This window comes from Mucilaginibacter sp. (assembly GCF_028288185.1).
GTDB lineage: Bacteria > Bacteroidota > Bacteroidia > Sphingobacteriales > Sphingobacteriaceae > Mucilaginibacter.
The window spans coordinates 1-14859 of record NZ_JAQBOF010000031.1; the positions used below are offsets into that span (position 1 = coordinate 1).

The 14859-nt window shown below is 42.9% G+C and carries 9 protein-coding genes; 4 read left to right on the forward strand and 5 right to left on the reverse strand.

Translation table 11 applies throughout. The features are described from left to right. The first annotated feature begins 8 nt into the window (after nucleotides 1–8). Together JWQ34_RS19165 and JWQ34_RS13840 are read left to right on the forward strand one after the other, a co-directional pair. Entirely contained in the window at nucleotides 9–179 is a 171-nt protein-coding gene (locus JWQ34_RS19165) for a response regulator (protein WP_367278622.1), read from the forward strand. Nucleotides 180–192: 13 nt separating this feature from the next. Further along, nucleotides 193–1407, forward strand: a complete 1215-nt coding sequence (locus tag JWQ34_RS13840) for a hybrid sensor histidine kinase/response regulator (protein ID WP_299357975.1) — start codon at nucleotides 193–195, stop codon at nucleotides 1405–1407. 214 nt (nucleotides 1408–1621) lie between these two features. On the opposite strand, the gene JWQ34_RS13845 is transcribed toward JWQ34_RS13840, so the two are convergent. The 5 genes from JWQ34_RS13845 to JWQ34_RS13865 form a co-directional block, all read right to left on the reverse strand. Continuing rightward, a complete protein-coding gene (locus tag JWQ34_RS13845; RefSeq protein WP_299357977.1) occupies nucleotides 1622–2419 on the reverse strand; it encodes an NIPSNAP family protein in 798 nt (265 codons plus the stop codon). 456 nt (nucleotides 2420–2875) lie between these two features. Further along, on the reverse strand, nucleotides 2876–4339 hold the full coding sequence (locus tag JWQ34_RS13850; RefSeq protein WP_299357979.1) for a hypothetical protein: 1464 nt from the start codon (nucleotides 4337–4339) through the stop codon (nucleotides 2876–2878). A gap of 142 nt (nucleotides 4340–4481) precedes the next feature. Next, complete coding sequence (locus tag JWQ34_RS13855) at nucleotides 4482–5561, reverse strand: Gfo/Idh/MocA family oxidoreductase (RefSeq protein ID WP_299357981.1); 1080 nt, start codon at nucleotides 5559–5561, stop codon at nucleotides 4482–4484. A gap of 44 nt (nucleotides 5562–5605) precedes the next feature. After that, complete coding sequence (locus JWQ34_RS13860; protein WP_299357984.1) at nucleotides 5606–9001, reverse strand: family 16 glycoside hydrolase; 3396 nt, start codon at nucleotides 8999–9001, stop codon at nucleotides 5606–5608. Nucleotides 9002–9007: 6 nt separating this feature from the next. After that, entirely contained in the window at nucleotides 9008–10285 is a 1278-nt protein-coding gene (locus tag JWQ34_RS13865) for a Gfo/Idh/MocA family oxidoreductase (RefSeq protein ID WP_299357986.1), read from the reverse strand. A gap of 202 nt (nucleotides 10286–10487) precedes the next feature. Between JWQ34_RS13865 and JWQ34_RS13870 the strand changes: the two genes are divergently transcribed. Together JWQ34_RS13870 and JWQ34_RS13875 are read left to right on the forward strand one after the other, a co-directional pair. Beyond that, nucleotides 10488–12224 (forward strand): phospho-sugar mutase, encoded by a 1737-nt coding sequence (locus JWQ34_RS13870; RefSeq protein ID WP_299357988.1) that lies wholly within the window; start codon nucleotides 10488–10490, stop codon nucleotides 12222–12224. Nucleotides 12225–12544: 320 nt separating this feature from the next. After that, complete coding sequence (locus JWQ34_RS13875) at nucleotides 12545–14830, forward strand: GH92 family glycosyl hydrolase (protein ID WP_299357990.1); 2286 nt, start codon at nucleotides 12545–12547, stop codon at nucleotides 14828–14830. Nucleotides 14831–14859 lie beyond the last annotated feature (29 nt).

Below are 14859 nucleotides of genomic sequence, written 5' to 3' on the forward strand. Positions count from 1 at the left end.
CCATACAGATGATCCGGAAGGAACCGAAAAATAAAAACCTGCCGATCATCGCCGTAACGGCCAAAGCCATGATCGGCGACCGGCAAAAATGTATCGCATCAGGTGCCTCCGATTATATTACCAAACCGGTTAAAACCGATCAGCTTTTATCCCTGATGAGGGTATGGCTGATCAAATAAAACACTGTAGCTCATGCCTGTAAAAATATTGTTGGTGGACGATAACGAAAATAACCTGTTATCAATGGAGGTCGCCCTGGAAAATGCAAAGTATACCTTTTTCAGGGCCAATTCCGGCCGCGAAGCATTGCGGATACTGTTACACGAAGCGGATTTTTCCTTGATCCTGCTCGATGTAAAAATGCCGATCATGGATGGGTACGAAACAGCGGAGCTAATTTATCAGAGAGATAAACTGAAACAGATCCCGATCATTTTTATAACAGCGCACGATTATGAGGAAGCTGCCATATTCAAGGGTTACCAGGCTGGTGCCGTAGATTTTATCCGGAAGCCTTTTAACGCGGAAATATTGCGTTCAAAAGTGGCGGTATTTGCAGAGCTCTATAAAAAGAATCTGCTTTTAACAAGGCAGGAAGAAAAATTACAGGCTATTAATGACGATCTGTTACAACTTAACCACGAACTGGAACAACGGGTGTTGGAGCGCACGCTGGCCCTCGAAAGTATGAACCAGGAGTTGCAGGCGCTTAATTTATCCAAAGATAAATTTCTTTCGGTGATGTCGCATGACCTGCGCAACCCGCTTACAGCCTTACTGGCCTCTTCTGGTAAATTAAGCGAGGATCCGGAAAGCCTCAGGCCCAACCAGATCAAACAGCTTTCCCAAATTATCCACCGCACGTCGAACAAACTCCTTGACCAGCTGAACGAGGTGATCGAATGGGCTAAAAAACAAAGTCGGAAAACCAGTTTTAATCCTGAAAAAGTACGGCTTGCCGATGGTGTCGAGGAATCGTTGGAGCTCTTAAAGCCCAATGCCCAGCAGAAGAAAATCAACCTACAGAATCATATACCCAAAGATATAGAGGTAATGGCTGATTCCCTGATGCTCCGGTCTATTGTTCAAAATCTGGTGACCAATGCCATTAAGTATACCCCGGAAGGCGGGTCGGTGCGGCTTAACGCCAAAAGGGAAGCGCAAATGGCCTGCATTTTTGTAGAAGACTCCGGCATCGGTATGACCGCCGAAATGAAGGCGCACTTGTTCACTAATACCGATCCAAAGTCGCTGTCCGGCACAAATAACGAACAAGGCAGCGGACTGGGCCTATTGCTGGTCAGCGACTTCGTTGTTCAGCATGGCGGTCAGATTGACGTGGAAAGTACCCTGGGAGCAGGTACCACGATCAGATTTACCATCCCGGCCATAGAAATGAGTAAATAATAGAAAAGAATGCGGTAGTATTCAGGGATATTCCGGAGTATACAAAGTTTATACACCAGCCCATACCTTAAAGCGGCCGATACGAATAATACTTTCATTTTCGAGAAATATGTAATCTTTGAATTTTCTGATTTCTTTATCCCGGACGATCTTTATCGTGTTGACCCGCCCATAGGTCTACTATTATCGCATCCAAATCGCATATTTCTAAAGTTTAATAGTCAGAATAATCAGTTGGATAAAGAAAAAAGCTTTCGCCTTTTGATACATTATGCTGGTACTCGGGCATTTTGCCTAAGGCAACAAATTGCGGATCACTGCCAAACTGTTTCCATTTGTCAATATTATCCTGTTTGTTGTTATAGGTGGTCATGTACATCAAATTAGGCATATGGCCACCGGCAATCACTTCTGAATAGAATACGCCATTCATGTTATACTTCTTAAATATGGCCATTTCATCGCCTATATTAAACATTTTAACTTTACTGGCATGTAGTTTTTCGGTAGCACCTTCGTAGCTGCGTAACTCATATATCCTGTCTGCTTTTTTTCCGGTTAGGTTTGGCATGTTTGGCTCGGGAGCATTTACAAACGCACGAGTTATAATTGTTTCTATACGAGTATAAGGTGAGTTATTATAAGCAGCATCCAAATAATCCTTTCCCGCATCCAGATAGGTTTGATCTTTTAATATTTTTTGATCGGTATTTTCCAAAGCATCCCAGGTACGGTAAGGTACAAAAACATAAATTTTCCTATCCAGGCTATCTTGTTTAATCAGCTTAAAAACGCCAATATTTTTTACGCCTGCTTTATGCAATGCGGGTATATAAGCATTTTGCAGGTAGGCATCTAAACGCCCCTCTTGTGTTGCGTTTTTAAAGTGATAAATTTTTATTTGGTAATAATATTGTGAAGCTGCCTGCGCATATAATCCGGAGAATAAACAGATTGTAAATACAAATAAAGCAATGAATACAATGGGGCATTTTTTATAGAAATTTTTCATAATTGTTATATTTTATAAAACTAAGTTAGTTACTATCTAATTAAAATCGGGGCGGGTTACTATCAATAATATACTACTGCGGTTACCCGTTTCAATAAGTTTGCATCTACACCAAGTCTGGTATGGCTACGAATTACGCCACTTCAGCAGTTAGAATTTTTAACAGCGGCAAGATAAATTAAATTGAGAGAATATGAAAAGTAATTTCAGTTTTTTTCCAAAGTCTTTATTGCTTTGCAGTTCTTAATTTGGTAACGCATGAATTGTCCAACGATTAGCAGCCGCCTACGCAAAAAAGCACCGGGGGGTGTCACATAATAGGTAAAAAAACCGCGCTGGGTTGTTGGTATAATTTAGTTTACCTTTCCCCGGCAGTAGTCTGGTAATAACCTTGCCTTTTCTAAATGGTCGCATCGGTTTTACTTATTTATCACAAGCGCGGATCATTACTTTAGTTTAAACCTCCAGTTTGGCTGAGATATTTTTTATCGCTGTATCCAGGTTATCCACAGCATTTAATAAATGGTCCTCTACCTCAATATAGGCCTTATGCTTATCATCGCTTTGTTTAATAGTATCGATGATGCCAAGGATATTGGATAAATGCCGCCGCACTTCGTGAGAATTAATGAAAGCCAGTTCTTCTTGCCTGGCTGTAAAGAAGATCTGTTCATAATATCTTTTTCGCTTAATATTGCGATAAAGCAACGCAACGAGGATCAGGCTCAGCACCGTGACAATGACTGTAAATATCAGCCAAAGGCGTTCTCTTTTGTAGCTTTCCGCCTTTTGAATATAAGCACCCTGCATTTCATCGATCTTGATCTGCGATGAAATAGTATCAACTCGGGTCAGCCTGCCAATTTGCTCCTTGGCTTGTTGCAAAGCCATTTTAAAACTAAGAACGGCCTGTCGGTCATCCCGATCTTTTTCAGCCACAAGGCCCAGCATTTCATAAAGGCGCAACCTGATCTCTGGGTGATTATTTTGCGCTTCATCGGCCAGCTGACGACTAATCACCACTTTGGCCGAATCGGACCGACCCGCCATGAAATAGGCATCCGCCAGGTTTTGTTCATCTGTAGAGTCAAACCGGTACAGGGTATCTTTACGCAATTGCTGCAAACCGCTGATCGCCTTTGGGTAATTATGTTGCAGTAGGTCAACGTAATAATTCGTCCGCTTTTGGTAGCTATATAACCGGTATGTCCCAATTTTCGTGGCATTCAATACCTGATTATACTTCTTTAACGAATCTGTGTTGCCCATACGGAAATAAATCTCCGCTTTGTTATTATTGATGGCATTTTTAATCATGGGCACGATAATATGATGGCTAACCATCAGCGATTGGGCCTGATTAATGTAAAATAAAGACTGGCTATAAAGATTGATCTTATAATAAATATCGGAAATATTGATATCAATGATGACCTGCATATAGGCATCGTCTAACAAATCGGCTTGTTTTTTAGCCATCCAAAAGCTGGATATGGCTTCGATCATATTGCCATAATAGGTTTGAATAAAGCCCAAATGCGTGAAACAGGCATACAATAAACAACTATCCTCGTTTTTATCCGCCAGCGCTATTGTCTGTATCAGTACTTTTTCCGCTTCCCGATAATGTCGCAACCGCATCAGGCAAAGGGTTTCAACAAAATAGCCTATGGCGATGCTATCCTCCACCTGGTATTGTTGCATTAACTTATTGATCTCTGCTTTAGCGACATTTAAGCGGCTTTCTGAGATATTATCGAAATAATAGCGGAGGTAAAGCACCAATTTCTTTTCCCGGGTCTGCGGGTTGCTTATATGGAGGATGGTTAACAAGCTGTCCTGTTTAACCGTCGGCTCAACCGCAGTTGCGCAGATGGAAAAACAGCAAAAAAATAGGCAGAGGCAAATAATTTTTAACATAGATATAGCAGTTAACACGATATGACCTACACATAAACAACAAATCGGAGTAATAGTTGTAGGTCATTACAGCGCATATGCGCCGGCCTATGTCCTATTCTCATTAACTCCAGATATACTGTCCTCTGATAACCCTACCCGCTTACAATTCTATCATCTTCCCCGTTTTAACTGATTCATCACAAGCGAAGGCGACTTTTAAGCTGTTTATGGCATCATCGGTAGGCTCTGAAAGTTCTATATTTTCCAGTATCGCTTTTAAAAAATAGCGTTGCTCGCGGTTGCATAACTCCTGGTGGTCTGGTTCGTCTTTAAGATCTACCCACTCGTCTTTCCTTGTAAATTCATCAGCAGCATCTATGTCTGCATAATGTACTTTGATAGATTCGGTTTTGGTATGCGCGTCAATATTGTCTGAATTACCTGCTGCGGCAGCGGTTTTGGCAACAATAGAAACAGCGCCCTTAGGCCCAAATACATCTTTGATGAAAAATGCGTTATCGCTCACCATCGGCCCCCACCCTGCTTCATACCAACCTACAGAACCATCTTCGAAGCGAATCTGTAACTGGCCATAGTTGTAATTCCACTCAGGGATATCATTAGTAAGCCTGGCACCAATGGCACTAACTTGCATTGGCTTAGATCGTGTCATCTGGCACATTATATCAATATAATGCACCGCACAATCTACAATCGGGCTAAGGCTTTTCATCAGGTTGCGGTGAACTGTCCATTTAGCGCCGTGGCTTTGTTGGTTAAGGTTCATGCGCATTACCAACGGTTTTCCCATTTCCCTGGCTAGCTCGGTAAATTTCTCCCATGATGGATGATACCTGAGGATATAACCAACCAAGAGCTTCTTATTTGCCTTTTTAGAAGCTTCTGCAACCTTTATTGCGCCTTCTACGGTATCTGCCAACGGCTTCTCAATAAATACATGACAACCCTCCTCAAACGATTTGACGGCGTAAGCCTCGTGCGTATCGGGATAGGTAGAAATACAAACCGCATCCGGTTTGGTAGTTTCAAGCGCTTCGTAAAAATCTGTAAACAACTGATACCCCCCACCTAACTTTTGGTTAAGTACATTTTTACTTTTACCGGTAGATACCAGCCCGCATATTTCAAAACCGGGTAAATTATGATAAGCTGTAGCGTGCGATGCACCCATATTACCACAACCCACCACCAGCACTCTTAAATTATTTTGTGTAGACATAAATTTTATCCTGTTATACGTCCGGCTTTCTTTGCCGGTTTTATTTATTTCTTTTCGCCCAGGTCTTTAACCCTTATGTTGCGAAACGACACTACCGAACCATGACCCAGAAAACCAATATGGCCACTGTCGCGCAACAAGCCGGGATGCGCTTTTCCATCAGGCGCACCGTTCTTTCTAAAAGGCGTAAGATCACCATCCAAAATCACCGTACCATTAAGGATAACCTTTACCAGCGGGCCTTTTACAATAACCTCTTCATAGTTCCATTCGCCTACAGGTTTAAGGAACCCTCTTTTAGCGGGAATAGTACCATATACAGAGCCGTGATATTGATATACATGCAGGTCCTTATACATTGGCGCTTCATTATCCAATATCTGCAGTTCCATACCGGTATAGGCGGCATCACCTTCTAATGGGGCCCGGATGCCCAATCCATTGTTAGCGTCCGGGGTCAGTTGAAACTCGAATCGGAAAACAAAATCACTGTATTCTTCTTTGGTATACAGATTGCCTCCTGACCCTTTACCCGGTTTCGGCCTGATAACCAGGTTTCCATCCTCGGTCGAGTAATCAACTGTATTACCAATCCAATTAAACATATTAGTGCCATCAAACAACACTTTAAAGCCATCTTTCTTTTCCTGGGCACTCAGTTCGAACGGTTTGGCACGAGGAATCTCCCGAATGTAGATATCCCTATAAGCTACCGGCGATCCGTGTGCCTGCAATTCTATCTGCTCTTCAGGGAAAATCGGCTGTTTCCTGTCCCAATAGTTTTCCAACATTACGTTATCTGTAACTAATACGCCGTTCAGCCAAACTGTTACGCGGTCGCCTTTCATCAGTATCCTGAAAGTGTTCCACTCATCAAGTTTATTATCAGCTACTACTAATGGTTTGCTTGGGTTAACCTGGTTATTATACAAGCCACCCGAGCCCACCTGCGCGCCAACATTGGTACGCGCCAAATCCCAAATCTGTACTTGCGGCGATCCCCTTAAATATATCCCCGCATCTCCCTGGCCCTTTTTATCATCAATGATCTTCCAGTCTACCAGCATTTCAAAATCGGCATATTTCTTTATCGTGGCCAAATTATCGCCATGGCTTTGAAACACAAGCTCGCCGTTTATTACTTTCCAGCTGTCCTTTGCCATCGCGTCAGCTTTGATCTGCGCCTCTTCTAATGTCTTAGCGTCCATTTTACTGCGCTTGATAGGATCGGCCACTAAACCCTTCCAACCGGTGAGATCCTGGCCATTAAATACCTGTACAAAGCCGGTCTCGGTCTTCATTCCGGCCAGGTATTTACTTATTTTATCTTTTTGAGTAGCTGCATCCCGACTCTTAATTATTTCGCTGGTCTTAGTTAACAACTGTTTTACCAGATCTCCACTGTACTCACCTGCCAAAGTAATGGTTGCCACGGTTATTGCTGCAGCTTGTTGTAACTCAGCATCATCCAAATATCTACCGGCAAAAAGGATAGCATTATAGCATTTAGCCTGCTGCATATCCCTTAATACTTGTTTCTTCTGATCGGCAGTTTGAGCTACTGTCATTGCTTCGCGTAGCAATAACAAACGTTGTTCGGGTGTGTAAGTTGTATTTTGTTTCACAGAACCCAGGTAACTGCTCAGCACTGTATTGAGCACCTCAGCATCTTTGGTTTGGTGCGCTATTCTTAACAAGTCTTTAGCAGCGGCTTCATTTGGCCAGGCAGCCAATGCATCGAGTGCGGCCTTCTGAACTTGTGCATTACCGCTATTATAGCCATCAACAACCACTTTTAATGCTTTGGTATCGCCCAGGCTGCCCAGTATCTTATAAAACAGCAGCTTTTTATTTTCGGGGGCTGATGCCATTTGTTGTAACACCATATCCGTCTTTTGTCCGACATCGCCCGATAAGCTTAAAGTCGCGATTAAAGCATCCTGCACGGCTGATTCTTCCGAATCGTTAGTATCATAAAACAACTTAAATAACTGCGGCAGGTTCTCCTGTGTGGATACATGGCTCAATGCCGCGTAAGCAGCATGACGGGTGCGCGGATTTTTGCTTTTTAATTGCATGTAAACCGCATTATACTGACCAATAGCAGCACGCGAATCAAGCATATCTATTAGCGTTGCCTGCGTACTTTCCGGCGCGGCAGGCACGGCCGCGGCTAACTGCGCGGCAACGGTGGTTCCTTTCATCCGCGATATTACGCTTGTAATCAGGTCGACATCATCCGAATTAGCATTAGTCATTAATTTTATCAGGCTACCCAGTACTTGTTCCTGGCCAATGTTAACGGCAGCATTAATGGCTGCCACCTTAACCGCCTGATCTTTGCTCTTTGCGAGTGCCAGTATAGCGGGCAAAGCACTCTTGGCCGAGCTTTGTCCCAGCATGTAAAGGATATCTATTTTGGTCGCGTCATTAACAGCAGCTAGTTTTTTTGTCCAAAGCGGGGTTGTTATTGGTGTTAAATAAGGCAGCGCGTAGCGTAAAGCCGCAGCGCGATACTGTGGGTCAGCATCACCGGCGGCAGTAAGCAGTAGTTGCTGGGGAGCTTTACTTGCTTTCACCCGCAACTGCAAGGCATTTATGCGGATACTTACCAAGTCGGGTGTTGTTGCTTTTGTTATAAGGTGGTTAGCTATTTTCTGCACCAAAACAGTGTTACCGTTTTTAAGCAGGTTTTCGGCGTATACCAGGTAAGCACCGGTGGCATTTGTTTTTTCGTATTTATAACCGCTCTTGTCGGCGGCTGTAGCCAATACAGGCTCTGATGACGGGTTAGCAATTTGCGCCAAGGCGTATAAGGCTACTTTAGCCGTAACAGGGTCATCCCCGGCAGCTAAAGTATTAATAGGTGCAGCAGCTGACGAATAACGGCTATCGCCCAAGGCTTCAATAATAAAAAGCCGGGCCGGGCCATTTGCCTGCGATAAGGCATTAAGCAAAGCTGTTTTTGAAGCTGGCGTATTTATTTTAACCAAAGCCCTTGCAGTAGCATCTGCCAGGTCATTATCGGTTAAATATCCCTGCAAACAGGTTATAGCATCGTCCTTACCCACAATATCAAACTGACTGATGATAAACTGTTTATTTTTTTTATCAGTCAACTTTTGCAAGGCTTTGCTATAAGCACTTACGCTCATTTTACGCAAGGCTTCGTTGCCCGGCTTAGTTACATAAGCAGAAAAGCCGCTAACTGTATACTCGATAGGCGCGTTATTGGCGTTACCAGGAGTTGTTAGCCCGTTTATTAATGACACATAGCTATCCTCGCCAAGCGTGACAATAGCAGCCATGTCTTTTTGGAGCGTAGTGGCATCCTTAGCTGGCATTTGCGCAAGCAGGCCGGTAATTTTAGCATTGTCCTGCGCGTTAACTGTATTTTGCAGCATCAAAGCGGCGAACAAAGTAATGTATATTTTTTTCATGATTGATTAAATGCTAAAAGGTGCGCGCATAGTTGGATTGATAAGCCTGTTTGCCGCATCGTCATCAATAAACTCCAACTTTATCGGGTCAAATTTTAACGAGCGTCCTAATCGCAGCGCTATCAACCCCATGTTAACAATGGTGCATGAACGGAATCCGTTCTCTTCGTTCAATGCAAACTTTTGCCTTGTTTTAACCGACTCGGTAAAAGTGGTGATCTGCGGCGCTGGGTCAGGGAAAGCAGCCAGTTTACGCTCCATATCTGGAATATCCGATTTAAAGCCTGGGTACAGTTTTCCTTTAGGCCCTTCTATATAAGGCATATTTTCTTCTTTACCCTCGCCGTCCAATATAATCTGGCAGCCATCGGCATAAGTATAAGTTATTTTTCTCCACGTACCTACAGCGTCTGGATGTTGCTGTGGCGCATCTATTTCTACCGAAATTGGGCTGGTATCATCTTTATTTAAAAAATATTGAACAGGATCCATATAATGTTGGCCCATATCGCTCAAACCGCCGCCATCATAATCCCAATATCCACGGAAGGTTTGATGCGTACGGTGTATATGGTATGGCTTATATTGTGCAGGCCCTAGCCAGGTGTCATAATCCAATTCAGGTGGTACGGGTTGCGGCTCCAGGTTTTCTTTACCCACCCAGTAAAACTTCCAGTCGAACCCGGTGCCTTTGCCTACCCTAACCTTTAATGGCCAGCCCAACAGACCGCTGTCAACCAGTTTTTTTATAGGTTTTGCCTGTACATTCATGCCATAAAACACATCTTTAAACCTGAACCAGGTATTTAAACGGAACATTCGGCCATGCTGTTGCACAGCTTCAATTACACGTTTACCTTCTCCAATGGTATGTGTCATTGGTTTTTCGCACCAGATATCCTTACCTGCCTTGGCGGCATCTACAGAAATAATACCATGCCAGTGCGGCGGGGTTGCAATGTGTACAATATCAACTTCGGGCAGTTGTAGCAGTTCGCGGTAATCGCCAAAGGTTTTTACACCGTTGCCTACCAGTGCAGCGCCTTGCGCAAGGTGTCTTTTATCTACATCGCAAATGGCAACTACAGGGGTATTCTCATAAACCAAGTGTCCGCGACCCATGCCGCCAACGCCTATTACTGCTTTGGTTAGTTTATCGCTGGGCGCCAAATAACCCTTGCCTAGTACAAAACGCGGCACGATGGTAAACGCCACTACCCCTACTGCAGATTTCTTAATAAAGTCTCGCCTGGAGCCTGGTTGTTGTGATTTTTTAAATGTCATATTGGTTGTATATACAACAGGTAACTGTTAAACCAAATTTAGCCAAATATTTAACAAAAGGAAGTTTTTCTATTATCATTAGCTATCTATTTTAATAATACTGCTGAACTCCCGATCTTTACAATTTTTAAAATATGGGAAACAAAAATGCTTCCCATTTATTTTTTTATCATATTTGATAACAGAAAACAAACCTAATAATATGCAGGAATTAGATCCAACAATTCTTAATAAAGCCAACTCATGGCTACAGGGAAATTATGACGCTGAAACCAAAGCGAGGATTCAGAAATTGATAGACACCAACGCAACTACAGAACTAACAGATTCTTTTTATCGCGATCTTGAATTTGGTACCGGTGGCCTTAGGGGCATCATGGGGCCGGGCTCAAATCGTATTAATAAATACACTATTGGCTCGGCAACGCAGGGACTGGCTAATTTTTTAAAGAAGACCTATCCAAACGAAAAGGTTAGCGTAGCCATAGCGCATGATAGCCGGAATAACTCGGATATATTCGCCAATATTACCGCTGACGTATTTTCGGCGAATGGTATCCATGTATACTTTTTTAGCGCGTTGCGCCCTACGCCCGAGCTATCTTACGCCGTACGTAAACTGGGATGCAAGAGTGGGGTGATGCTTACCGCATCGCATAACCCAAAAGAGTATAACGGTTACAAAGCTTATGGTGCCGATGGCGGCCAGTTTGTGTCGCCGCATGATACAGCGGTGATGGACGAAGTAGCTGCTATTTCAAGTATTGACGATGTAAAGTTTAACCGTATACCTGGAAATGTTGAATTAATTGGTGAGGAGATAGACAAGGAATATCTTGATAAGATAACAGCACTATCAGTATCGCCGGAGGCTATTAAACGCCAGAAGAATCTGAGCATTGTTTTCTCGCCTATTCATGGTACAGGTATAACGTTGGTGCCGCCTGCTTTAAAAAGATTTGGCTTTGAAAACGTAACCGTTGTTGAAGAGCAAGCTACTCCTGATGGCAACTTCCCAACGGTTATCTATCCAAATCCGGAGGAAAAAGAGGCTTTAACGCTGGCCCTAAAAAAGGCTGCCGAGATAGATGCTGACCTGGTACTGGCTACCGACCCCGATGCCGACCGTGTTGGTATCGCTGTGAAAAATACCGACAATGAGTTTATCCTGCTTAACGGTAACCAAACAGGCAGTTTGCTAATTAACTACTTGCTTACAGCGTGGGAAGAAAAAGGCAAACTGGATGGCAATCAATACATTGTAAAAACCATTGTAACCACCAATATTATAGAGGAAATTGCAAAAGCTAAAAAGGTTAAGTTTTATAACACCTTAACCGGATTCAAATATATTGGCGAGTTGATGACCAAATTTGAAGGCAAGCAAACCTTTATTGGCGGCGGCGAAGAAAGCTACGGCTACCTGATAGGCGAATTGGTGCGGGATAAAGACGCGGTAGTATCAAGCGCGTTCATTGCCGAAATGACAGCCTATTATAAAGATAAAGGCAGCAGTTTATTTGAGGCTATGATAGATATGTATGTTGAGTATGGCTTTTATAAAGAGAAGCTGATATCGATAACTAAAAAAGGTAAGACCGGAGCCGAAGAGATCAAGGCCATGATGGAAACCTTCCGCACTAACCCACCTGCTACTTTGGGCGGATCAAAAGTGATTACGGTTAAGGATTATGAGCGCCAAATAGAGACTGACCTTACATCAAACACAACTACGCCTATCGCGCTACCGGTATCTGATGTATTGCAGTTTGTAACTGTAGATGGCAGTATAATATCGGCCCGTCCATCCGGTACGGAACCTAAGATCAAGTTCTATTGCAGTGTGAATGGCAAACTGGCCAGTAAAGAAGCTTATAAGCAAACCGATGCTGCGTTGGATGCAAAAATTAACGGAATTATAAAGGACCTGGGCGTATAGCCTTTGTTTGATAACCATACCAGATCCCGGGACCATAGTTTCGGGATTTTTTATTTGAGTGTGAGCCTGTTTTGTTTCACGCGAGAGTGAAACAGATGAAACAAGTGAAACAAGATTTTTAGATAACTATTTGTAAAATAAACATTTATGAAAAACCAGTGAAACAAAATGAAACAACTTTTACGTCATTATTTTTAGGAATAATTTTTACATATAATGCTTATTATCAATTAATTGCAAATTGGCCCATTTTGATGTGTGAAACAACTTTTTGATCGATGAAACAAGTATTGGCCTATCTTTAATAATATTATCTACCTATGCGTATCCTAAAACTGCTGTTTGTTACCATATCTGTTTGTTTTTACACCATTTGTTTCGCGCAAAAGAAACTGCCGGTTGATTATGTCGATCCGTTCATCGGTACATCAAACAGCCGGTGGATGCTGTTCCCCGGCGCTACTATGCCCAATGGAATGGTGAAGTTGAGTCCCGATAACCAGGGAAATGTTTGGCAGGGTGGTTATGAATATTCGGTAGGCAGCATACATGGGTTTACGCATATTCATGGCTGGACAATGGCTGGCCTGTTAACCATGCCTACCAATGGCGACCTAGCATTAAAACCAGGCGCCCCTGATGAACCTTTTAAGGGCGCGAACGCAGGCTATCACTCAAGGTTCAGGCATGATCAGGAGCACGCGTCGCCGGGATATTATTCGGTTTATTTGTTGGATTCGCATATTAAAGCAGAATTAACGGCGACAGAGCGTACAGGTGTACAACGCTATACTTTACCGGCGGACAGCACCAACCGGATAATGATCCAGCTCAATACCCTTTCCGAGTATAGTTTAGAGTTGAAAGATGCGGTTATAACCCGAATAAGCAATACCGAAATGCAGGGTTACGCAAAATCGTCTACAGCCGGATTTAATGATTACACGCTGTATTTTGTAATGCAGTTTAGCAAACCGTTTACAGACTTTCACGGCTATATCAACCAAAAAGAAATTGCCGATACCAAACAGGTGAAAGGCACTAAAGATGTAGGTGCGTATGTAACCTACCCTACCTCGAAACCCGAACAAGTTATCATTAAAACCGGTATATCCTTCGTTAATGTGGACCAGGCCCGAATCAATCTGGATACTGAATTAAAGGATTTTAACTGGGATTTTGACCGCTTAGTTAAAAGCAATCGTACAACCTGGAACAATGTTTTGAAAACGATAACAGTCGAGGGCAACTCTGAAACCGATAAGAAAAAATTCTACACCAATTTATACCGCTGTTACACCGCTAAAATGATAATGAGCGATGTAAATGGTAAGTATACCGATGCCTGCGAAAATACGCAGCAGCTTCCATCCTACCGGCGGGCCATGATTGGTGGGGACGCTTATTGGAACTCTTTTTGGAATTTGAATTTACTTTGGACCTTAACCGCACCAAAAACCGTGGAGAACCTGGTAGGTACGCAGCTAGAAATGTATGAAAAAACAGGCTGGCTATCAAAAGGGCCTACCGGGATAGAATATTCGGGTATTATGGAAGGATCGCATGAAATGGCTTTGATGACCAGTGCTTATCTAAAAGGTATCATAAAAAATGATGCGGAAACGGCGTACACCGCCATGAAAAAAAATGTAACGGTTGAACCTGCCAATACCTGTGGTGGCTATCCCGGTAATCCGCAAATATCCGCCTATGCTAAATATGGTTATGTATCTACCGAAAAAGGCGCAACTTCTAAAACGCTTGATTATGCCTATGACGATTGGTGCGTTGCCCAAATGGCTAAACTATTAAATAAGACTGACGATTATAATTTCTTTTTAAAACGATCTGACAGTTGGAAGAACGTGTTCGACCCGGTGAGTAAGTACGTGATGCCTAAAAAGGATGATGGTACGTTTATTAAAAACTTTGATCTTTTTTCTGTGCAGCATTTTGTAGAGGGTAATTCATGGCAGTACTCTTTTTATGTGCCGCATGATATACCGGGGTTGGTAAAGTATGTAGATAAAACCACCTTTGTTAACCGGCTGGAAACCGGCTTTAAAAAGTCAGAACCGCACCAATTTGCCGCCCACGCGCTGGACCGTACTTGGGGCCAATCTGCCGAGTATTATATTAATCATGGCAACGAGGTAAATATGCAGGCTGCTTATCTTTTTAATTATACCGATAAGACCTACCTGACCCAATATTATACCCGCCGGATATTAGACGTTTTTTATGATGCTTCGCCCTATGGTGGCTGGAATGGTGATGAAGACGAGGGCCAGATGGGTGCCTGGTTTGTAACGGGTGCTATGGGGCTTTTTGAAATGAATGGCGGCACATCTCCCGATTTGAGGATAGATCTAACCAGTCCGCTTTTTAATTATATCAAGATTGATTTAAATCCTAATTACTACAAGGGCAAGTCGTTTATTATTAAAGCGTATAACAACTCTGCAAAGAACATTTATATCCAATCGTCAAAGTTAAATGGCAAGATTTTAAAGGATAATTTTATCAGCTTTAAAGATTTGGTTGCGGGCGGGATGTTGGAGTTGGTTATGGGAGCGGTGCCGGTGAACAAAAAGACCGACAAGTAAGCCACTTTCGCCCTATTTCTTAAACTTAC